Consider the following 20,156-nt stretch of genomic DNA (forward strand, 5'->3'; position numbering starts at 1 on the left):
GCACCTCTGCTCTATGAGATATATCTGAAATACTAGCTGATTAGCCGTATGTAATTTGCTATTTTCTGATGATCAATGAATAGCAAGTCTTATCGGTTTGGCCCAGACGGTCACACACGGAAGGGTCACAATCTTGCCAAACTCGTTCCGTTCGGCATAGTCCTGAACAACATCTCGGACTCTTTCGTACTCTTCCCCTGCAGCAATCTGAAAGGGCTGCACGATAATCTCGGTAAAACCTTCTTCTTGTAGGCGCTCTAATGCCTGTCTCTCGTCATCAACCTGGATACCGTCGCGTTCCGCCAGTTCTTCTATCAGGATATGGGAAGCAAATGCCCGACGCACTTCATAGTGTGGGAAATCTGCCCAAAGTTTGATATCTATACTTTCGCTGGCCAATTGGCGGGCCTCCGGGTAGGCGGTGCCTAAACCCACCATTAAAAAGGCTTTTTTCTCTATTTTCTTCAAAATTACTCAACTCCTATCAACCGATGTCAACTCTTTGTCCGTTGTAAGCTTTATTATTTAAATCTAGGATCTTAATCCTTTAGATATGCACATTTGGGGAAAAGACAAATCTATATGCGGAATAAACAGCGATGAGACAAATTCATCCATAAACAGTTCCTAAAAACAGGTGCGCCATAGTCGTGTTGCCGGCAGTCATCATCACGCGGATGTCGGTTTCTTTAATTTTACGCTGCTTATAGCAATAAAAAACATAAGGAGTAGTAAGAAGAAGGACATATTAGAAAACTCCCGGCTGCCATGGCAACCGGGAGAGATTCTACAACACATTAAATAGAAACTCCTGACTAATAATAACCAGGAGTAAATTCAGCAATACCACACAACTTACTTAGAACAGTTCTAAGTAAGCCAGATGAACAACTGTAATCCCCTCCCCATCGCTCGTGGGTGAAAAACGGTGATTGACAGATAGGCAGTTCTCCTGGCTTTAGATCATCGCTCATCCAAACCTTCCCAAGACTTCTCGTCCCAGTGGCATATCTTGGATTCGCTCCCTATTACAGTGGCGGGACCGCGCCGGCATAAACCGGACTTCCCTATTAAGCCCTTACGGGCACCTACCTCAACACTCTTCAATTGTCTATTACAATATATTATTTTACATTTTTCATTATAATAATAGCATTTATTGCCATGAATTGCAATTATTTCTTTGACAGCATCAAAAAATGCTTACCTTACGTTGTTTAACACGGGTGGCAATGCCCTGAATAAACACAAGAGCTACAGCGGTTTTGCTTCTGGCACCAAGCGTGAACCTTTTGACTATTAAATTTGGATTCTTAATGCGCCGCCGCAGCAAGGTTATACAGTGTGTTCTGATAAACACAGATCCGCTTACGTCCTTGACCTGCCGGATATCAACGCCGGCAGTCTTTACGTTCTCCACCGTTTTCCGGTTAATGTTGGAACCGACGAGATAGAGGGAGACCGGATTCAGAACATCCAGTAGCCACCCTAATACCAAAATTCTCACTACGGACATGCTCCAGTAAAATGATTTGCCCCTCAGGCTTACAAACTCGCCGCACCTCCCTAAGACCCTGCACTGGGTCAGGGACCGAACCAAAATACGCAGGACGTAACTACCCGTGTCAAAGGTACCATCAGCATTTCATCTGCTGAGCATCCATCTCCAGAAGCGTAACCGGCACTTTGGCTATGCCTAACTTTTGCCGGGCCTTAGCCAGCATGCCAGAACTACAATCGATACCTGTTACCTCGCAACCCTCCCGGTAATAAGGAAGGTTTTTGCCTGTGCCCACACCAACTTTCAGCACCTTACCCGTGACTTTGACAATAGCTGTCCGCCGAACAGCTTCAGGAATCATTTTGTCCATCCAATCATAAAACCGGGCGGTTCGGTTATATCGATTACGGATAATTTCTGTCTGTACCATCATCTCTTAATCCATATTACAGTCCTCTCGTTCCATGGTCATAAGACGGCAGCTTGATTGATTGCGTCTTATTGACCAATCTACATAATATCAGCATAATATTTCCCGGCTAATTTTTTTCATGTAAAATGTTAGGATCGCCTGCTCTCAGGCCCCACAGGCAACATCACTTGGAACGTACTGCCGCTATTTAGCTTGCTTTCGACTGCCACTTGACCACCGTGAATTTCCACCAATTGTTTGACGATTGCAAGCCCTAAACCGGACCCGCCACTTTTGCGGTCCCGGGATTTATCACCACGGTAGAAATGATCAAAAATACAAGGTACATCTTCCGGGGCAATACCCGGTCCACGATCCGCAACAGCTACTGTAAGCCAGTTTCGATTGTCGGCCTCAGTCAGAGCCGTAGTCACCTGCACGCTGTCCTTACGGGGCGAGTAGCGAATAGCGTTGACCAAAATATTATAAAACACCTGACTCATCCGGTCGCTGTCCGCGCTAATCTCCGGCAAGTCATCAGCCAGTATGCAGCCAACCTGAATTTCTTTTGCATCGGCCAGCGGTTTGAGCATAGCCACCGCCCGGCTAACAAGCTGATTAATATCTGTAGGCCGTTTTTCCAGCACCAATTGCCGGACTTCGGCCAATGACAGGTCACGCAAATCTTTAATTAAATGGTTTAAGTGGATTGCTTCTTCATGCAGCGAACTCAGCTGCTCTTGGCTTGGCTCAATAACACCGTCCACCATCCCCTCCAGATGGCCTTGGATCACAGCCAACGGTGTTCTGAGCTCATGGGCAATATTCGCCAACAACTGGCGGCGCAGATTCGTGTTTGTCGCCAACGCTTCCGCCATCCGGTTGAAAACATCCGCCAAATGGCCTACTTCATCCTTCGTTTCCACAGCTACTTTTTGATCATAGTCGCCCTGCTCAATTTGTTCCGCCGCCCGGCTCAGGTTGCGCAGCGGCACTGTAATACTGCGGGCTAAAGCGTAGCTGGCCGCCAGCCCGGCCGCCAGAATGGCAATCCCTACCCAAATCAGCGACTTATGAACCGAAGTTAAAAAGGTCTCTTCCAGCGGTCCCATGACGACCGTCATGGCCGGGCTGCCGTCAGCCATATGTTCCATTCCACTGCCCTGGTGCATCTCCATATGCTGCACCACTAGGTATTCCTGAAACAGTTCTACCATTTGGGCATCAGCCAAATAAATGAGTAAAAATACCGTCAACGCCACTGCCAAAAACATCAGGCCGGTAATGCGATAGGTGATGCTGTTCACTCTATTCATCACGATCACCGGTAAATTTATAGCCAATCCCATATACTGTCTGAATATATTGGGGTTCTTTAGAGTTGGACTCGATTTTACGGCGCAAATTTTTAATATGGGCATCAATGGTCCGCTCATAACCTTCGAACGTATATCCCTGAATTTGTTCGACAATCTGCAGACGGCTGAATACCTTGCCTGTATTAGCAGCGATGAGTTCCAAGATTTTAAACTCGGTAGGGGTAAGTTCAATCGACTGGTCCCCTTGCGTAACCTGGTGCCGTTCCAAGTCGATGACCAGGCTGCCTGCCCGAATTGGCTCATGCTGAACTACTCCTTTATGAACACGGCGCAGAATTACTTTGGCTCTGGCTACCACTTCTTTGGGACTGAAGGGTTTGGTCACATAATCATCGGCTCCTATTTCCAGGCCCACCAGCCGGTCGCTTTCCTCGTCCCGGGCGGTTAGCATAAGGATAGGAATGTCGTTATCTCTGCGAATTTTCCGGCATACATCCCATCCATCTATACCAGGCAGCATCAAATCAAGTACCATAATGTCCGGCCTGCGTTTCCGTACTATTTGCAAGGCATCCAAGCCATCATTGGCGGTGTAGGTAATAAATTTTTCTTTGGTAAAATAGGTTTGTAACAGTCTGACCAGCTTGACATCGTCATCGACAATCAACACCGAATATTGGCCCACCAGTAAGCCCTCCTTCGTACAATATTTATTTTGTAATTTGGCGGTCTAAGGTTCCTCCTCTGCCGACAGTAAGTTTATACTCGCTTTCATTGTAGTCTTTCCGGGCTACTACCAAACGGTTTTCTGTACCGGCCAGTTCGTCCATTAACGCCCGGAAATTCTGGTCAGCCTTTCAAGTTCGGATACTGCGTTGGCATCGCTTCAGCATAACAAACGAAAAGATGTCTCATACTAATTTTCAGGAGGTAATTTTTATGTCAAGAGTGGCAAAATGCGTGTGAGGAATGCCATCACACTCAATACTATTATGAATGCCATGCAGACGACATCGAAGTTCACTCCAGCGGCAATAACGGGTACAGGCTTCTGCCGGCACTTGCTGCAGTACGTTTAAGACATAAAAATAATCATGTTCCTTGCATATACATCCAAAAACCCCAGTGGCTTCCGTCACACTGGGGTTTTTGGATGCGTCAGCTACTCAATATGGGTAACTTTATATCCCGCATCTTCGATGGCGGCTTTAAGCTTTGCATCATCCACCTCGTGCGCTAGCTCCACTGTTGCAAATTTACCTTCCAGGTTAAGCGGTCCGCCGAACAGATAGAGCAGTCCGGCTGCCAACGGTATGCCAGCTGAATTGTAGACAAACGCCCAGAACAGGTTTTGCTTGATGTTGCGTATTGTCGTCTTGCTTAGCTGTATGGCTGTAGGCACATCCATCAGGTCGCTTCGCATCAGAACAATATCAGCCGATTCCATTGCAACATCCGTTCCAGAGCCAATCGCTATCCCGATATCCGCCTGAGCCAGGGCCGGCACGTCATTGATACCGTCCCTACCATGGCAACTTTTTTGCCTTCCGCCTACAGGTTTTTCACTTCCTTCGCTTTATCCTGCGGCAGCAGCTACGGTATCTTTCATTTCGGAGATCCGTGTTTGCGTGGCATCATATACGACTTTGGCTTTTTCGGTCGCAAAGTTTACACTCACCTCATGGATTCCAGGCCGCTTTTTTATGGACTTTTCAATCGCATTTGCACAGGAGGCGCAGGTCATGCCGTTACACTTACTATCTCTTTTTTCATGATTGCACCACCTTTTATCGATAGCTTTACTTACCTTTCCTCTGATTGAACGCGAGTATTCACGTTGTTATAAATATTGGTGCTCTTATTGTTTGGTAAACTCCCCGCGCTGATTGGAATGGACTGTAATCACCTTACCCTTATACCTGCCGCCAAAAAAGGCGGCATCTTCCATCGTTGCCAGCAAGGCATTAGCATGTTCGATATCGGATAACTGTAGATAACATTTTTAAAGGGCACCGACTTTGCTCCCGCTTCTATTTAGATAGTACGATCTACCTTCCGACAGGCCCGTCGCACGGGGCGCGGTGGTGCGGGTTTGGCCGCTGTGGCCGGTGCACTCCCCTGGCTTTTTATGGCAAACAAAGCAGGCTTACGATGTGCGGCCGCATGGTTTTGGCGGTTGCTCATGGTAAGCCGTCTTACTAGTCACTCGGTGATGTGGTACCGGTTCCCCCTCCCGTTTATTCGCTAGGAGGGGGGCAGGTGGTGGATCCACCAGAGTGTAACCGGGCCGTCTGCTGCCGCCGTCTTGCTGCTTCCCAGTTATGTGAAGGGGCCTGCCGTGGCCGCGTGCAGCGTGCGGGGCCAGCCAACGTAACCCGCAGTCCGCAACAAATGACTGTGATTAGCCCGGTTTGGGTCCTCTGCTCGAACTGCATATTAACCTCTTAACAAACAATAGTTACCCCACAGCCAATCCAGCATAAAAATAAATTCTAGCCCACAGATTGGTTTCGTTTCCTTATCTCCGTCTGATAATAGCCAATTTTATCATCCAGATTGCTAAGATGTTCCTCCAGCGTTCCTATCTCTTCCTTGAGAACAGCCCGGTGCCTTGCCAGCATTTCCATACGATCAGCCATTGTCATATCGCCTTGAGCCCGGAGCTTGGCATATTTTTGAATCTCCCTGATTGGCATACCGGTATCTTTCAAGCGCTTGATAAACTGTATCCACGCAATATCACTTTCCGCATAACTGCGTCTGCCGTTTTCTTTCCGCGCCGGAATAATCAGCTTCTCCTTTTCGTAGTACCGCAACGTATAAATATTAATCCCGGTAATGGCCGAAAACTCACCAATAGAATAATTCATATCACACACCTCCGCAAAAGACTTGACCTAGAGTTAACTCTACATTGTACAGTATAAGCATACCAAAAAACAGGAGGTTATACAAATGAACAACACCCAAAACTATACGGTCATTACGGGCGCCAGTTCCGGTATCGGTTATGCAACCGCTAAAGCGTTCGCCCGACGCGCTAAAAATGTAATTGTAGTCGCCCGCAGTCAAGCCCGGCTAGAAAAACTGAAACAAGAAATTGGAGAACAGCATCTGGCTGTGGATGTCGTAGTAAAAGTCTGTGATTTATCCATTCCGGCCAATGCGCATCAACTGTATCAAGAGGTAAAGGGGTATTCGATTGAAACCTGGATTAATAATGCGGGCTTTGGCAATTATGACAGCGTGGCCCAGCAAGATTTGAACAAAATTGAAACCATGCTGCGAGTCAATGTGGAAGCCCTGACCCTTTTATCCTCGCTCTATGTCCGGGATTACAAGGATGTTCCCGGGACCCAGCTCATTAATATTTCCTCCCGGGGCGGCTATTGCATAGTCCCCAACGCCGTTACATATAGTGCGGCCAAATTCTTCGTAAGTGCCTTTACCGAAGGGCTGGCCCATGAGTTAAAAGCTGCCTGCGCCGAACTAAAGGCCAAAGTACTAGCTCCTGCCGCAACGCAAACAGAGTTTGGTAAAGTTGCCAACGATGTAGCGGAATATGATTATGACAAGAGCTTTGGCCACTACCATACCAGTGAGCAAATGGCGGATTTGCTGCTGGCGCTTTACGACAGCGATCAGACTGTGGGCGCTGTTGACGCGAAAACATTTGCATTTAGTTTGCGGACACCGGTGTTCGATTATGCCGGAGGTTCCCTGCATAATCAAAAAGCAGTCAAATGAGGTGGAGGAAAATGCAACGGTTACTACCACTTGCTATTGTAGTGTTTCTATCTGTGACAGGCTGCTCCTTCGGCATAGCGGAACAAGAGCCGACGTCCGCACCTAAATCAACAGCAAGCCTTAACCCATCCACCCAGGAAGAACAAAGTCACTCCGCTGCCAAGAGCATAGTGTTGACGCTGAGGAAAACCTATAAAGGCTTTCAAGCTCCTACAGGGCTTGCAGTAGACCAAAAAACAAAGCCCGCGAAATACAATCGCGAGCAAAAATTGTTAAGAACTACTGTATGCTTCTTCTGCACGATCAAAGCTTTCTAGCACAACAAAAGCTTTGATACTCTCGTCATGATAGGGAACCGATAAAATTTTAGCCTCGATATCAAAATACTCTTTAACCCGCTGTTCGGTAATAATCTCCTGCGTTTTTCCGAACAGATATGAATTCTTGCCAAGCAGCAGCGTCGTATCCGACAGACGCAACGCATGTTCCGGATAATGGGTATTCATAATGCAGGATATACCACGTTCCTTTACCAGCGTTTTAATAAGATGCAGCATCATGAACTGGTTTTTAAAATCGAGATGAGACTCGGGTTCATCAAGCACCAGCACCTTCGGTTCACCGGCCAAGGCTCTCGCAATGAAGACCAGTTGCAATTGCCCGCCGCTTAATTGCGTGCAGGGCTTGTCCCGAATAGGGACTATGCCTACCTGCTCCATTGCCTTATCCACAATTTCCTTGTCATGCCGGGAGGGCACGGAGCAAACGCCAATATGACGTGCGCGCCCCATGGTTACTACTTCTCTAACGGTATAGGGAAAAGAAAGACTGTGGGCCTGCGGCACATACCCGATAGGATAATGTTTTTGTGCCTCCCGCGAAGTTCCCATAGGAGTTCCGTTGATCAGCGTCTGCCCCTGGGTCCATTGCAAGATGCCTGTCATACACTTTAACATAGTCGTTTTGCCGATACCATTGGGACCGAGTATGGTCATAATCTCTTGTTCGCCAAGAACAAAAGAGATATCCCGCAGTATGTCACTGTCTTTTGTATATCCGAAATAGCCGTGCTTCACTTCCAGTATCATTGCCAATCACCTTTCGCTTGCTTAAATAGTAAGGCAAAAAACGGCGCACCGACCAGGGCTGTCAATATGCCAATGGGGATTTCCGCCGCAGTTACCGTCCGGGCCATCAGATCAACAAGAATCATAAACGCTGCCCCGACAACACAGGAAACAGGCAGCAGATTTTTATGATCTACTCCGATCAGCATACGGCAGATATGCGGTATAACCAAACCGACCCAGCCGATCACACCCGTAACGGTCACACAGGCGGCTGTAATCAGTGTCGCCATGACAATAATAACCAGCCGGGTCTTTACCGGATTAACTCCCAAAGAATAGGCATCCTCATCCCCCAATGACAGAATGTTGATACGCCACCTCAGCATGAGCAGCACAATCGTCCCTAGTAAAATGGGAACCCCGACCAATTGTAAATTGCTGTACGAGGCGCTGGCAAAGCTGCCCATCAGCCAATACGTAATAGCTGGCAGCTTGTCATAGGGATCGGCGACGTATTTAATCAAAGAGATGAGTGCGCTGAATACCGCAGAAATGATCATGCCGGACAGCACCAGGGACAACGTAGACGATTCGCCGCGCAGCTTGGAAAGCGTATAGGTCATAAAAACACTCACAATGCCAAAAAAGAGCGCCATAGCTGTAGCAAGATGATTCATTCCAGAGAGCAAGATACCGAACGCCGCCCCAAAGGCCGCTCCCGAACTGACGCCCAGCACATCAGGGCTAACCAGGGGATTTCTAAAAATCCCCTGGAATGCTGCTCCGGCAACAGCCAGTCCCGCACCGACAAAACTATTCAACAAGATCCGTGGCAGCCGGAGATTCCAAACAACGGAAAACGCCATGCCGTCCCCTTCTTCACCGCGCATTCCATCAAGCAGTATGCTGCCGACCTCATGGGGAGGAATTACATAACGGCCCCCAAAGAGAGATACGAAAAAGGCAACCAGCAGCACGACCAATACAGCCATCCACACAAACTTTAAATTCTGTTGTTTACACATCATGCCTCGCTTTCCTCGCCCTTCCAATCAAAACAGCAGCTACTTTGACTTTGTTTTATTATCAATCAAGCTCTCTATCGTTAGATTTTCAGGCCAGAATTGCGTTTACTGTTTAGGATTTGGTCAAGTTCCGCGTCACTGAGCTTATAGTTAAAAAATGTCTGGTAAAAGCTTTTCAGATCAGCCCTCAGGTCGTAATCCGTGAATACCTCCGGTTGAAGAACTTTGCCGAGCCACTTTATCATTAAAGGCGTTTCCACGCAGGGTGCATCCCAGCGATAAATTCCCATCGGCGCTTTATACACTCGTTTATTTTTTACGGCGTCAATTTTACTCCAATCCTGCCCTGGAAACTTATTCGTGTATAAATCTTCCGGCAACACATTGGAGAAATTACTGATAACAATGACATCTGGGTTCGACGCCATAACCTGCTCCATGGTTATTTTTGACCATTGGCCGCTGCCCTCATTAGCGACATTTGTACCGCCTGCCGTTTCAATCATGATTCGGTTCACCGAGTCGCCTACCGCGACTTGCAGTTGCTCATCCCGTAAATATAACACTTTAGGCTTGTTCTTGCCCGCCAGTGCGCTCTCCTTGGACTTGAGATAGCCGTTTGTATCCTGATGATACTGAATCAGCGCATTGGCCCGCTCTTGCTGATTAATGATTTCACCGACCAGCTTGATGCCTTTCTGTACATCCTCAAGCGTGCCGTATTTGATCGCTACAGACGGAATGCCCAGTTCTGCCAGCTTTTTGCCAATCTCCGGCTGATAATCCCAGATAACGACCAGATCCGGCTTCAGCTTGGCGACTTCTTCATAATTCACGTTGAAATTGTTATCTACAAACGTCGAATTCGCGTTAGCCATTTCCGGCGCCATAGCTTTCAATATGTTACTCTGATAGGCCTTCATCGCCGACGGATGCATGCCAGCGATTTTTTTACCCGTCCCATCTACCGCATAAACAATCGTAGCCCACGGAATAGGCACAACGGCAATTTTTTCCACATTAGCCTTGAGTTTCACTTGGTTTCCCACTAAGTCGGTGACAATTTTCGTTTCAGACATTTGCCCGGTTGGCGGTTTCTTTCCGCTCCCCCCGGATTGACAGCCTGCAAGACTTAACATAAAGAACACAGCCAACAGCAGTGCTACCCCTTGCAACCATTTTTTACGATGCTCCAGCATAAAAACCCCCTCCGTTATGTTACTTGAATGTCATGACCCGATAAATCCTGCTAAATAATCATAGCCTTTCTTACCAATGAACTCATAATTCAAATCAGCGTGCATTGAACCGCTCAAGCCGACATGCGGCAGCGGCACATACTGGATATTCTTTTGACGTACCAGAATCTGATACAAGGGGTCCCCAATAATAATATCCGGCTGCCCTTTCCCTAGCCACTGAGCCAGTGAATGCTCGCACGTAAAAAAGCGGACACCGGAAAGCGATTCTTCTTTATAGACACTTTTCATACGCCTATCGGTTTTTACCAAGCTGACTGGTTCAACAGAGGCAAGCCCAAAATCATTTTGCAGACAAGCGGCCATACAAGAAGCAAACAGCGGTTCGCCGATCACCACGGCGCGGCGTGCAGACAGTGCCTTGCCAGTTTGGGCATATTGGTTCCAGCTTGTATGGCCGAACGAGATGTCTGTCACCGCCACTAATGTTTTAAACAATCGCCGCATACCCCACATTCCTATCGGCACATGTAAAACATAGGGAATTGCATATTCTTGCTGCATATATTGAGCCAGCCCCGCGCCTTCATGCGATACGACAATATTCAACGCGGCGGCAGACATGTTCTTAAAGTCGCCCAAATTCATCTTTGCCAGCGGCGAACCATTGATAGTAAGACCGCACGCTTCCAGTTCATTCATCAGTTCAGTCAGATGCGCCGGACTGCCAAGACTGAGCGGCGTATACCCGATGATATTGACCTGGTTATTCTTTTTCTCCCGCTTCTCCAGAAAATGCTTCCCCAAGTCCAACAGTGTCTGATGAACACCGGAGTAGTAGTCTTTGAATCCCTCCGTAGAGAGCGCCATGGCCGGCAAGCCTGTCTGCCGGCTCAACTCATCGGCAACTGCCGCAATATCGGTCCCGGTCAACGCCGGTATAGGCGTACCAATAATAGCGGTAAATTTCGTCTGACGGTTGTGCGCACAAAGAGTTTGTGCCTGCAGCAGGAATTCATCCGCCGCGCCCATGACGGCTTCCAACTCCCCCAGCTTGGAACAGAAAAACAAGGTCTGCCGCAAATCCCTGATCTCATCGCATTCGATGATTGCGCTGCTGCATCCGCCTGACGAGTATAAAAGGGTAAGCGCCTGCATCGCATACAGAACCGAACATGCGCCTGAATAGTCGCTTGCCAGCGAAGGAAGGCGAGTTAATTTCATTGTCATCTCATCGCCTCCATAATTTCCGTGATTCCCTCATAACCGAAACGATAGTCGGCACTCACCAGAATTTCTTTGGCTTTCGCACAATAAAACGCTGCTTTTTCGCCAATGGCGACATCGATTTCAGCAAACCCGCCCGCCTGCGTTTCGCTGGTCACGTTTGAAATCAGATATACCTGCGCCTGGCTTCCTATGGCGAGAAGCGCATTGATGTACGCCCTATCGTTTTTATTCACGGTATCCGCAAATATTGTGGAAACAGAAAAGCCAGCCAACGTCAGAGCATAGGCGAGTTCGAAAGACCTTGCTCCAATTCCCACCGCAATTTGTTTGCCTGCTAATGTCGCAGCAGTTTGTGCCGCCAACTGATGATAGGCTTTCGAATCCTGGCTGAAATCCCAGGTTGTATGTAGCGCCTTCATCAATGCCCCATAGCTGCCTTTGATCTCTTTCATATTGTAGCAGGCAGGCAGAAATACGAAAGGTATGTTCCAATTTTTCTGTATGCCCACTGCCAAGTCATAACCAAAGCGATCCAAGGCAATGTTCAGTTTGCCTGTTGTCATTTCCTCAAATTGTTCGTAAGAGTCCAGCGCGGCAAATTCTCTGATTTCCCCGTCGGAACAGTAGTGCATAAGCATCTTTCTTAGTCCGGAAGTTTCAGCAAGCTTCCCTGCGTCTCCCAACAAGTGAATGCAGTTATTGCTTCCGCTCCGATTACCTTGTTGCAACAAATCGATAAAAATATCACACAGCCGCTCTTTAGGCAGCGTCCGTCGCCGGGAAAGCGGCCCCCGCTCAAAGACCTTCACCGGTATCCCGTATTTACTTTCTACGCGTCCGGTTATACTGGCAAAATCAGTGCCGGCAAGAATATCGGCACAAGTAACATACACAATGATCGCTCTTGATCGGCGCGAAGCCGCCAGGTCTGTAAGCGATTCTTCCAAATTTTGCAGATGATTGCCGGCAGTAAAATCATTGCTGGATATAGGGTGCAAAAACAAGCGTTCTTGCAAACTTTTTTTCGCAGCTCTGAAGTATAGCACCCGTGAACAGGATGCAGGACCGGCCGCTACTACGTCAATGCCCGGCACAGCCAAGGCCAGATTAACCAGTTCTCCACAGTCGTCATCCGCTATGCCCCGGTCAAAAAAGCTATCAAGCGGTATTGTATCTGTCACAGCCGAAAGATTGATCTTCTCAATACTATGGCTTCCCTGTTTATAACCTGCACAAGACAAATTCATTTCCTCCCATTTCCGGCCCCGCTATTTATGCTTTTGCCAATTCCAGATCAAGCATATAGTGACTGAATGTTTCCAGTTCATCATCATTCAGCGCTCTTATGTGCGTTTGACCCTGATGTTTAGCAATGACCCCTGCCAGTTCTTTAAAGAAACCAGCGGCTTCTGAATCCGGATACTTTTCCAGCACGGTTTTGCCTGCCAGTTCCGACAGGGTTATTTCCCGGCTGAACGGGACATCGGCCACTACCTGCGTACCCGTCAATAAGGCAAACTGCTCCACTGCCTCACGCTTCGACTCACCGGTCCTGCAATTGTGAATTAATCCCCCCAGCGTTACGGACCGTGCTCCCTGACTTCTGCTAATCGCTTTCATGATGTTATTGGCAGCATATAGCGACATGAACTCCGCTGATGTCACAATATAAACGGTATCTGCATATCGTTCGCGCATCGGAACCGAAAAGCCGCCACACACAACATCGCCCAGCACGTCATAGATAACAGCGTCCCATTCCTCCCGCCAGAGCTCCAGGTACTTCAATTCCTCCATCATGGTGATGATCCCCCTGCCAGCGCAGCCAATGCCGGCCTCAGGCCCTCCCGCCTCGATGCAGTCAACACCGCCAAAACCCGAAAAAACAATATCGTTCCTGTCAATCCCCTCTGGTTTTATCTGCAATTGTTGCAACACGGTAGGAATTTTACGCCCCACCAGGCAGCGTGCGGAATCCGCCTTCGGATCGCATCCGATATGTAAAGTCTTACAGCCTTGGATCGCCAGCGCTGCGGAAACATTGGCGGAAACTGTGGATTTGCCAATTCCACCTTTGCCATAAAACGCAATCTTTAAACAGTCTTTCTCATTTTGTGGATTCATGTACATCCCTTTCTATGCCAAAAGGCTGCAACAGTCAGCATTTTGGCACCCCCTACTGCAGCCGGAATTCATTGCGTACAAACAATATCACTGACAACGCAAACTACGCATCTACTAGAAATTTTTGCTTGCAAAATTACACGTTTACATCCGGTAATTTCCTGTTAGAATTTATAATCTAATTGCAGGCGATACACCTGATCTTCCACTTGTGCGCTGGACGGGCCTCTTCTAAATCTTCTACCTGTACTGGACAGCAACTATACCTACTACGAATAAAAAATCTCCCGGCCATAGGCGGGAGATAGAAACAATACCTCTGTTGTATTAAAAAATCCCGGCGTAAAACGCCGGGAAGAAATACCATACAACATGTATGTACTTAACCCCCTCCCCATCGCTCGTAGGTAAAACGGTGATTGACAGACAGGCAGTTCTCCTGGCTCTAGATCATCGCTCGTCCAAACCTTCCCAAGACGCGTGTCTCAGTGGCATACTTTGGATTCGCTCCCTATTACAGTGGCGGGACCGCGCCGGCGTTACACCGGTCTTCCCTATTAAGCCCTCGTGGGCACCTATCTCAACACTATTTAATTGTCCTGAAAGTACATTACTCCATAATTTGCTTTCATAATAGCATTTTTTGTAATGATGTGTCAATTTTTTTGTAAAGTTTGCGGCAGTGGAACGGTCTGGTTGGCCCAAGCTCCGGCGGGCCTTGTTTTTCGTTCCTGTCGAGACCCCGCGCATTGGGCGGGGCCAGCCGTCGTTCCCCGTCCCCCGGCAGTCCGGGCGCGAGCGGCAGGATTCTTTCATAACGAAAGTCCGGGAAGGATGCTGACAGTTTTGGCTGAAAATGATACTATAACCTTTATTGGGATATATTCACATTAAAAGGTGAACATGATAAAACGACCACTTTTTAAAAAACGGCAGTGTGTCACTTTAATGCTGAGTGTTTCTAAATAAAAAGAGTTAAACTTACGATATCAAATTATTCATCAGCATAGCAGAAAAAAATACAAAATGTATTTATAGATGGAGGTGTCTTATGCTTACACTTATACTATTACTCATTGCATGCTTTATAGTATGGAAATTAACAAAAGCAAAACCAACCCAAAACCTGTCTTCAACGATCAAAATCGTCCAAGAGCGCTTGCCTGGCTCAAAAGTCCGAAAACCTTCCCGTGACTACCAAAACATAGAATATGATAAGGATGGGTGGGTACACATTCAAAACCCCGATTTCTTCGGGCAATACTCGAAATCGCCAAATGACAAATTCTCAATAACTTGGTCTGACTCCGATCCAAATTATCTTTTTAGACTATGGGGATGAAAAGATCTATCGGTACAATTTTTGATTTACCACTTACAGTGCAGATGCCCTCCAAAAATAAGCAAAGGTTATCACTAAGCACTTACCCGAAAAGAGAAAGCCGAGATGAGAAACATACATACATGTTTTCCATCTCGGCTTTCTCTTTTCCGTCCATGAATCATTTCTTGTTTATAATGATCCTAGCTTCTAAAACTCCACCCCCTTTTGCGCCTTTATTCCCTTTTTGTACGGATGTTTAATCTCTTTCATCTCGGTCACCAAATCAGCCCGTTCAATAATCGCAGGATTTGCCTCACGCCCGGTCAGCAACAAGTGCAACAGGGGCGGCCTGCTCTCCAGCAATGCTAAGACCGCATCCAAAGACACCAGTCCAAATTTAATGGCATAGTTGATTTCATCTAAAATAATCATATCCCACTTTTCAGACAGAATTTCCATTTTGGCTTCTTGTAAGGCCGGACGGCAGCAGTCGACAAGCGTGGTCGACAATCCACCCCTTAGCTGCGGGGCCGGTGCAGCGCTCAGCCCCAGCGGCTGTTAGCCGGCAAAATAGTCCGCCAGCCCGGCAGCTATGGCTACCGCCGCGGCCAGTTGGCCGGCATAACCGGTCAACAGCCGCCAGTCGGCCTCATTCGAAAGAAAGGCCACCTCCACCAGCACTGCCGGGCAGTCGATTTCCCTGAGCACCTGAAAATTGGCTTCCTTGACGCCCCGGTCGGCCATTCCCAGTTCCGCCACCAGCCGGGCCTGCAACAAAGACGCCAGCCGCCTGCCCCGGGCGCTGCCCGGATAATGATACATCTCCGTGCCGTGGACGGTCGGATTGTCCATACTGTTAGCGTGGATGCTGATAAACCATTTGCCCCGTTAGCATTGAAAGGACAAATCATCACTAGTTAATAGCAACAAACAATACCTCCTGCCCGTCTTCTTCCATCCGCTCGCGGAAATCTTTGTCATAGTATACCTTGTCTAGGCTGTGGCAAGCAGAAGTCGAACAGATTTTGCAGGTAGATCCTTTTCTTCAGGCAACAAGTAGGATACTTCCTTGTATGTATGTTTCCAACAGATTTACTACTACTGCCTGTTAGCCTCTCACTTGTTATAGTTTACCGGTTGGATTTACTGAGCTAAAGCAATCCCGAAATACGTTCTTACCTACCTTAATCAAATAAGTACAGAGCCTCCAATTATTGAAAAACAACTTGAATATAGAGCAAGACAAAATACAGAAGCAACGCTTTTTGAGAAAACTGCGATGTGGCCATCCTTTTTGTATTTTATTGTTATGATGACCTACGCCACCGTAGGAATTTTCCTGCCTGCATATGCGAGTGAGAAAGATGTAGAAAATATAGGGATATTTTATATAGTTACTGCACTGTCTACGATACTTGTCAGGTTAATCTCAGGTCGAATTGCTGACCGCTATGGAACCTCCAAAGGCCTGTAGCTGCGTCGCTGCCAATGTTTCTTGTGGCCGCTATAATTTATGGCGTTGGTCACGGTGCAGTTCAGCCAATTATAAACGCATTGGTTATATCCTTTGCACCAGTGGAAAGAAGAGGAGCGGCAAATGCAACACTTCTATGTGCAATGGACTTGGGTATAATGGTTGGCTCTGTTATTTGGGGCAGCGTGGCACAAGCGTTTGGATTTATTTACATATACAACGCTTTAGCTATTCTAATTATTTTATCTATTGTAATATACTTGGTAGCTTTCAGAGGCAATTTAATTGAATGATTGAAATGCTTTAATTAGTGTGAAAAGGTAAGTTTCAACAAATTAATCCGGATAGCCAAATTTTTAAACCCCCCGCTTATTTTTTAAGAAGGTCCTAGCCGGTTTAATTGTATATATTATCGGCGAAGCCGGCTCTTGATGGCTGCAGGTTATAGTGGTTTGGCCGTAAACGACTCCAAAACTATGCTCACCCTATCAATTATGATTGCCGGATTTGGCACCGGCTGGGCCTATCCGTTTATTATCAATAAAGCATCCTCCTATACACCCCTGGGAAAAAATATTGCCGTTATGGCTGTTGTATCCAGTTTTTTGGCATTAAGAAACCTAGGATCGCTTCCGCCAGAAATGGAATTACGTAAAGAAAAAATTTATATTTCACCAATTATCTGTGCATTGAGATTACGGGCATGCCGTTTAAGCCAATGTGAGATTACCTAAAAATGTGATTTTTCCGGAAAACCATAATTCGCCATCATGACTAACTGTGGGACGACTTTTGTTGTTAAATGACGGCATTCTCCTTCCCTGTCTTTTCCCCAATAGGGGCTGGCTGTTACCATAAGTCGATCTATAAAAGTTTTAGCAAACTGGAGATATTATCAAAATAAAGCGGTGTCACCAAAACACGAACATCCGCATCTTCGATGAGAGATATAATTTCCGTCATATCATCCCTGATGACACATTTCCCCGGCGTGTTAAACCAGCAGGCCTTACACGCCGTACAATATTTAATTTCTTTTTCCGCTAAAAAAACAGTTACAGTTTCTGCTCCTGCATCCCTGGTTCCCTTTAAAAAGCAGAAACCATAATATTCGTATTGCCATTTCTGCCGCGATGGCTGCCGTTAATTACGGCAATTTTCATTGAATCACACTTCTTTCATTTTTCATTAACTCAGCTTTCGCACTTGGGAAACCGCCAGTAAACTTTGTTACAATCAACCACTGATCAAATGAAAAACTTTTGCAAGCTGCGCCTTAAGAATGATTGCCCTTGTAAATGTAGGCAGGAGCATAATCAAAAAACCACCAACCGCGAACGAAAGCATAAGGTTTTTCCAATTCAGAAAGCCTTTCTTACCCCACATAATGAGAAAGGCTAATCCAAACGGTATCTAAAGAAGTGTTGCTGTAACAACTCCAAGTGAGTATTCCCCACCTAGAATTGTTGCCGAAATATGTATAAATGAGTTCACTAAAACCCACATTACACCAGCCATTCCAAACCATAGGTTTTTAAAAGGATCTTTTTGATATAGATAACTTGCTGCAATCAGCAATATCATATATACTGAATTTCCAATTAAATTTTTCGATTCAGTGGACGATGAGTAACACATAACTTTCAGCCTTGTCAAAAGCATCTTCAATTAAAGCATCATGCACATACCGAATTCTTATAAGCCACCAAATTTTCACAAAACCTTCTAAGTTCATATTGACTTCATGTTTTATCTGAACAACATCAGGCTTAATTTCTTTAATAGAGAAGCAGTGAGTTCCAATAAGTCCCTTGGGGGCAGTAAAACGAAAGCTAATATACTGTCCTGGTTTATATGATTCTACAATATACCGGGTTGCACTGTGCCCTCCTACCGCACCAATGCCAAGGGGTCGATCTAACAACATTGGTGGCCATTTTTCATACGGCCATAATAAGTCTTGCTTTGAGGCTAAACTATCAAGTATAGCTCCAACTACAGGTAGAGGAGCATGTAAATCTCTTACATGTATATTAGTTATCATCTGCCATTCCCTCTTTTCTGACAGTTTCTAAGAACAAATAAAGGTTCTTATTCTACTAGGTTCTTTGCCGATTCTTTAGCTTCTATTTCAACCGGGGAAACAGATTTACCGCGTTATCCCGGTATACGGCACGCCGCTGCTCATCGGTAAGCAAATTTGTCTTATCCAATGCGTCTGCTAAATAAATGCAGCCAGCCGCCGGCGTATAGGGATAATCACTTCCATACAACAGGTGGTCATTATCTACCAGCTGCAGCAGAGCAGCCAATTGCCGTGGCAGGCAGACTCCGGCTACATCATAATATAATCCCCGTAAAGCGGCATATACATCAATACCATCTTCCCCTTTGTTTAATACCTGAAGACCGACCTGCATCCGGTCTGCAAGGATTGCAAAAAAGCACCGGCATGAGGAACAATAATTTTAATATCAGGAAACCGCTTTAAGGTACCTTTTAAGATCATGTTAATAATGGTTCGGGTTGTGTCAAAGAAAAATTCCACGAGCGGCATCGGCAAATCTTCGAGAATATTTGCCGGTACCGCGCCGGGAGTAGTGGGATGAAGGGTCACTATAGCTTTGCGCTTATTTAGTTCTGCAAAAACGGGGTCCAAGCGCGGATCACCCAGGTAGACTCCTTGCGAGTTGGTTGGTAATGTAAATCCATCGGCGTGCAAAACATCTACAGCATACTGAATTTCTTCCAGACTGGCATCTATATCAGGCAATGGCAAAGAAGCGATCAAGCCAAACCGACCCGGATATTGCCGGACAAGTTTCGCGCCGTCTTCATTTACTTTTCGTGCCAAGACCTTAGCGGCATGATCATCACCAAAATGAATATGCGGCGAGGTAATTGACAACATGCTAGTAACAATGCCCAACTGTTCGGCTATGTCCAAATGAGTCTTTACATCCCACTCCGGGGTTGGAAACCGGTCGCGGTTTTTCTTAGCGTTGATTAATAAGGCTTCCTGATAAGCTTGCGGCACATAATGAACATGCACATCGATTTTAGGCAAACTGCCTCCCTTGTAGTTTTTAATTACGCTTTCCATAATTTTTTTCATTCTCTTTCTCTCCTTGTTAGAAAATTGTATTACACTTTTTTAACTTTCCTTGGTATTCTTTGAATTCGGTCTCATACATACGTTTTTTCATTGCTCTGTGTCTAACACCTCAAGTCAAATCAGCTCCGTATGGTTAAAAACAAATAATCGGTGCTTCTGATTCAGATTCCGGATTTCCCCATACAGGCATATGCCTGTTATGGCCGCTGACAGATCCGATATAGGAGCCGCAAGCAGTACTCCCAACATTTGAAAGGAAACCGGAAAAATCAGTAAAGCCGGTATTAAGAAAATTACCTGTCTTGCAAGACCTAACCGTTCGGTTACGTTCATATTGCTTCATCTCCTAATCCGTCCAGTTCTTTTCTGCACTCCACATTTGCCACGCTGTACCTGTTTGACAAAAATGGTACATAATTTTCAGTGCCATAATATGCTTTTTTTTATCATCTGTCAATACAAATATTGCATCAGTCAAAGAGCTACCCCATAATCTGTTATTGATCGCCATGCTCACAAAAATTTTTTACGATGTGTATTGACACTTGCTAGAAAGTGGTATATTCTTAATTTGAATTCTGCGGTACCAATTTTGTCATTTTGGTACTAATTTAAT

The 20,156-nt window shown here is 46.3% G+C and carries 24 protein-coding genes, 3 pseudogenes and 2 riboswitches; of the genes and pseudogenes, 3 read left to right on the top strand and 24 right to left on the bottom strand.

Translation table 11 applies throughout. The annotated features are described in order from the left end of the window. Positions 1 to 72: 72 nt before the first annotated feature. The 10 genes and pseudogenes from AC1ECB_RS13325 to AC1ECB_RS13370 all read right to left on the bottom strand — a co-directional run bounded on the left by AC1ECB_RS13325 (position 73) and on the right by AC1ECB_RS13370 (position 6,102). Positions 73 to 468, bottom strand: coding sequence for a sirohydrochlorin cobaltochelatase (locus AC1ECB_RS13325; protein WP_485669138.1), 396 nt, complete (start codon positions 466 to 468; stop codon positions 73 to 75). Between the two features lie 142 nt (positions 469 to 610). Next, a pseudogene (locus tag AC1ECB_RS13330) lies at positions 611 to 700 on the bottom strand (hypothetical protein); the annotation flags it as partial. A 225-nt stretch (positions 701 to 925) separates the two neighbouring features. Continuing rightward, positions 926 to 1,107, bottom strand: a riboswitch (cobalamin riboswitch). 85 nt (positions 1,108 to 1,192) lie between these two features. After that, a complete protein-coding gene (locus AC1ECB_RS13335; RefSeq protein WP_485669139.1) occupies positions 1,193 to 1,507 on the bottom strand; it encodes a spore germination protein in 315 nt (104 codons plus the stop codon). Positions 1,508 to 1,637: 130 nt separating this feature from the next. After that, complete coding sequence (locus tag AC1ECB_RS13340) at positions 1,638 to 1,934, bottom strand: class I SAM-dependent methyltransferase (RefSeq protein ID WP_485669140.1); 297 nt, start codon at positions 1,932 to 1,934, stop codon at positions 1,638 to 1,640. Positions 1,935 to 2,062: 128 nt separating this feature from the next. Further along, on the bottom strand, positions 2,063 to 3,229 hold the full coding sequence (locus AC1ECB_RS13345) for a sensor histidine kinase (protein WP_485669141.1): 1,167 nt from the start codon (positions 3,227 to 3,229) through the stop codon (positions 2,063 to 2,065). Then, positions 3,222 to 3,917, bottom strand: coding sequence for a response regulator (locus tag AC1ECB_RS13350; RefSeq protein ID WP_485669142.1), 696 nt, complete (start codon positions 3,915 to 3,917; stop codon positions 3,222 to 3,224). Before AC1ECB_RS13350 ends, AC1ECB_RS13345 begins: the two co-directional genes overlap by 8 nt. 25 nt (positions 3,918 to 3,942) lie before the next feature. Further along, positions 3,943 to 4,062, bottom strand: a complete 120-nt coding sequence (locus AC1ECB_RS13355) for a hypothetical protein (protein WP_485669143.1) — start codon at positions 4,060 to 4,062, stop codon at positions 3,943 to 3,945. A gap of 458 nt (positions 4,063 to 4,520) precedes the next feature. After that, positions 4,521 to 4,825: pseudogene (locus tag AC1ECB_RS13360) on the bottom strand (HAD-IC family P-type ATPase); the annotation flags it as partial. Beyond that, positions 4,809 to 4,976: a cation transporter gene (locus AC1ECB_RS13365; protein WP_485669144.1), complete on the bottom strand. Its 168-nt coding sequence runs from the start codon at positions 4,974 to 4,976 to the stop codon at positions 4,809 to 4,811. The gene AC1ECB_RS13365 and the pseudogene AC1ECB_RS13360, both read right to left, overlap by 17 nt. A 748-nt stretch (positions 4,977 to 5,724) precedes the next feature. After that, positions 5,725 to 6,102, bottom strand: a complete 378-nt coding sequence (locus tag AC1ECB_RS13370) for a MerR family transcriptional regulator (RefSeq protein ID WP_485669145.1) — start codon at positions 6,100 to 6,102, stop codon at positions 5,725 to 5,727. Positions 6,103 to 6,187: 85 nt separating this feature from the next. Here AC1ECB_RS13370 and AC1ECB_RS13375 point away from each other — a divergent pair, with 85 nt between their 5' ends. Then, a complete protein-coding gene (locus AC1ECB_RS13375; protein WP_485669146.1) occupies positions 6,188 to 6,979 on the top strand; it encodes an SDR family NAD(P)-dependent oxidoreductase in 792 nt (263 codons plus the stop codon). A gap of 272 nt (positions 6,980 to 7,251) precedes the next feature. Here AC1ECB_RS13375 and AC1ECB_RS13380 read toward each other — a convergent pair whose 3' ends face one another. The 8 genes and pseudogenes from AC1ECB_RS13380 to AC1ECB_RS13415 form a co-directional block, all read right to left on the bottom strand. Next, the gene (locus AC1ECB_RS13380; protein ID WP_485669147.1) at positions 7,252 to 8,067 is read right to left on the bottom strand and encodes an ABC transporter ATP-binding protein; all 816 of its coding nucleotides are present in this window, start codon (positions 8,065 to 8,067) and stop codon (positions 7,252 to 7,254) included. Beyond that, a complete protein-coding gene (locus tag AC1ECB_RS13385) occupies positions 8,064 to 9,077 on the bottom strand; it encodes a FecCD family ABC transporter permease (RefSeq protein ID WP_485669148.1) in 1,014 nt (337 codons plus the stop codon). Before AC1ECB_RS13385 ends, AC1ECB_RS13380 begins: the two co-directional genes overlap by 4 nt. Before the next feature lie 77 nt (positions 9,078 to 9,154). Further along, positions 9,155 to 10,273 (bottom strand): ABC transporter substrate-binding protein, encoded by a 1,119-nt coding sequence (locus AC1ECB_RS13390; RefSeq protein WP_485669149.1) that lies wholly within the window; start codon positions 10,271 to 10,273, stop codon positions 9,155 to 9,157. Positions 10,274 to 10,303: 30 nt separating this feature from the next. Then, complete coding sequence (locus tag AC1ECB_RS13395; protein WP_485669150.1) at positions 10,304 to 11,503, bottom strand: nitrogenase component 1; 1,200 nt, start codon at positions 11,501 to 11,503, stop codon at positions 10,304 to 10,306. Beyond that, complete coding sequence (locus AC1ECB_RS13400; protein WP_485669151.1) at positions 11,500 to 12,750, bottom strand: nitrogenase component 1; 1,251 nt, start codon at positions 12,748 to 12,750, stop codon at positions 11,500 to 11,502. Before AC1ECB_RS13400 ends, AC1ECB_RS13395 begins: the two co-directional genes overlap by 4 nt. Before the next feature lie 25 nt (positions 12,751 to 12,775). Next, positions 12,776 to 13,627, bottom strand: a complete 852-nt coding sequence (locus AC1ECB_RS13405; protein WP_485669152.1) for a nitrogenase iron protein NifH — start codon at positions 13,625 to 13,627, stop codon at positions 12,776 to 12,778. Positions 13,628 to 14,039: 412 nt separating this feature from the next. Beyond that, a riboswitch (cobalamin riboswitch) is annotated at positions 14,040 to 14,221 on the bottom strand. Between the two features lie 937 nt (positions 14,222 to 15,158). Beyond that, positions 15,159 to 15,428, bottom strand: a pseudogene (locus AC1ECB_RS13410) (cob(I)yrinic acid a,c-diamide adenosyltransferase); the annotation flags it as partial. A gap of 81 nt (positions 15,429 to 15,509) precedes the next feature. Then, positions 15,510 to 15,824, bottom strand: coding sequence for an N-acetylmuramoyl-L-alanine amidase family protein (locus tag AC1ECB_RS13415; protein ID WP_485669334.1), 315 nt, complete (start codon positions 15,822 to 15,824; stop codon positions 15,510 to 15,512). Between the two features lie 609 nt (positions 15,825 to 16,433). On the opposite strand from AC1ECB_RS13415, the gene AC1ECB_RS13420 reads away from it, so the two are divergent. Further along, on the top strand, positions 16,434 to 16,718 hold the full coding sequence (locus AC1ECB_RS13420) for an MFS transporter (RefSeq protein ID WP_485669335.1): 285 nt from the start codon (positions 16,434 to 16,436) through the stop codon (positions 16,716 to 16,718). A 138-nt stretch (positions 16,719 to 16,856) separates the two neighbouring features. Beyond that, positions 16,857 to 17,159: a hypothetical protein gene (locus AC1ECB_RS13425; RefSeq protein WP_485669153.1), complete on the top strand. Its 303-nt coding sequence runs from the start codon at positions 16,857 to 16,859 to the stop codon at positions 17,157 to 17,159. 130 nt (positions 17,160 to 17,289) lie between these two features. On the opposite strand, the gene AC1ECB_RS13430 is transcribed toward AC1ECB_RS13425, so the two are convergent. From AC1ECB_RS13430 to AC1ECB_RS13455, 6 genes are all read right to left on the bottom strand, one after another. After that, a complete protein-coding gene (locus AC1ECB_RS13430; protein ID WP_485669336.1) occupies positions 17,290 to 17,457 on the bottom strand; it encodes a flavodoxin family protein in 168 nt (55 codons plus the stop codon). Between the two features lie 583 nt (positions 17,458 to 18,040). Further along, positions 18,041 to 18,469, bottom strand: a complete 429-nt coding sequence (locus AC1ECB_RS13435) for a hypothetical protein (RefSeq protein WP_485669154.1) — start codon at positions 18,467 to 18,469, stop codon at positions 18,041 to 18,043. An 82-nt stretch (positions 18,470 to 18,551) separates the two neighbouring features. After that, positions 18,552 to 18,845, bottom strand: a complete 294-nt coding sequence (locus AC1ECB_RS13440) for an amidohydrolase family protein (protein ID WP_485669155.1) — start codon at positions 18,843 to 18,845, stop codon at positions 18,552 to 18,554. Further along, complete coding sequence (locus tag AC1ECB_RS13445; protein ID WP_485669156.1) at positions 18,821 to 19,540, bottom strand: amidohydrolase family protein; 720 nt, start codon at positions 19,538 to 19,540, stop codon at positions 18,821 to 18,823. Before AC1ECB_RS13445 ends, AC1ECB_RS13440 begins: the two co-directional genes overlap by 25 nt. A gap of 114 nt (positions 19,541 to 19,654) precedes the next feature. Then, positions 19,655 to 19,873, bottom strand: a complete 219-nt coding sequence (locus AC1ECB_RS13450) for a hypothetical protein (protein ID WP_485669157.1) — start codon at positions 19,871 to 19,873, stop codon at positions 19,655 to 19,657. Between the two features lie 13 nt (positions 19,874 to 19,886). Further along, entirely contained in the window at positions 19,887 to 20,018 is a 132-nt protein-coding gene (locus tag AC1ECB_RS13455; RefSeq protein WP_485669158.1) for a hypothetical protein, read from the bottom strand. Between the last annotated feature and the right edge of the window lie 138 nt (positions 20,019 to 20,156).

It is taken from the genome of Sporomusa sp. 246TCP1 (assembly GCF_057319775.1).

Excerpts from the sequence above, each read along its gene's own strand:
- AC1ECB_RS13445 (WP_485669156.1), bottom strand. The coding sequence starts at position 19,540 with ATGAAAAAAATTATGGAAAGCGTAATTAAAAACTACAAGGGAGGCAGT.
- AC1ECB_RS13450 (WP_485669157.1), bottom strand. The coding sequence starts at position 19,873 with ATGAACGTAACCGAACGGTTAGGTCTTGCAAGACAGGTAATTTTCTTA.
- AC1ECB_RS13385 (WP_485669148.1), bottom strand. The coding sequence starts at position 9,077 with ATGATGTGTAAACAACAGAATTTAAAGTTTGTGTGGATGGCTGTATTG.
- AC1ECB_RS13380 (WP_485669147.1), bottom strand. The coding sequence starts at position 8,067 with ATGATACTGGAAGTGAAGCACGGCTATTTCGGATATACAAAAGACAGT.
- AC1ECB_RS13370 (WP_485669145.1), bottom strand. The coding sequence starts at position 6,102 with ATGAATTATTCTATTGGTGAGTTTTCGGCCATTACCGGGATTAATATT.
- AC1ECB_RS13405 (WP_485669152.1), bottom strand. The coding sequence starts at position 13,627 with ATGAATCCACAAAATGAGAAAGACTGTTTAAAGATTGCGTTTTATGGC.
- AC1ECB_RS13340 (WP_485669140.1), bottom strand. The coding sequence starts at position 1,934 with ATGATGGTACAGACAGAAATTATCCGTAATCGATATAACCGAACCGCC.
- AC1ECB_RS13440 (WP_485669155.1), bottom strand. The coding sequence starts at position 18,845 with ATGCAGGTCGGTCTTCAGGTATTAAACAAAGGGGAAGATGGTATTGAT.
- AC1ECB_RS13375 (WP_485669146.1), top strand. The coding sequence starts at position 6,188 with ATGAACAACACCCAAAACTATACGGTCATTACGGGCGCCAGTTCCGGT.
- AC1ECB_RS13425 (WP_485669153.1), top strand. The coding sequence starts at position 16,857 with ATGGCTGCAGGTTATAGTGGTTTGGCCGTAAACGACTCCAAAACTATG.
- AC1ECB_RS13345 (WP_485669141.1), bottom strand. The coding sequence starts at position 3,229 with ATGAATAGAGTGAACAGCATCACCTATCGCATTACCGGCCTGATGTTT.
- AC1ECB_RS13355 (WP_485669143.1), bottom strand. The coding sequence starts at position 4,062 with ATGGACGAACTGGCCGGTACAGAAAACCGTTTGGTAGTAGCCCGGAAA.
- AC1ECB_RS13395 (WP_485669150.1), bottom strand. The coding sequence starts at position 11,503 with ATGACAATGAAATTAACTCGCCTTCCTTCGCTGGCAAGCGACTATTCA.
- AC1ECB_RS13435 (WP_485669154.1), bottom strand. The coding sequence starts at position 18,469 with ATGATAACTAATATACATGTAAGAGATTTACATGCTCCTCTACCTGTA.
- AC1ECB_RS13400 (WP_485669151.1), bottom strand. The coding sequence starts at position 12,750 with ATGAATTTGTCTTGTGCAGGTTATAAACAGGGAAGCCATAGTATTGAG.
- AC1ECB_RS13365 (WP_485669144.1), bottom strand. The coding sequence starts at position 4,976 with ATGACCTGCGCCTCCTGTGCAAATGCGATTGAAAAGTCCATAAAAAAG.
- AC1ECB_RS13390 (WP_485669149.1), bottom strand. The coding sequence starts at position 10,273 with ATGCTGGAGCATCGTAAAAAATGGTTGCAAGGGGTAGCACTGCTGTTG.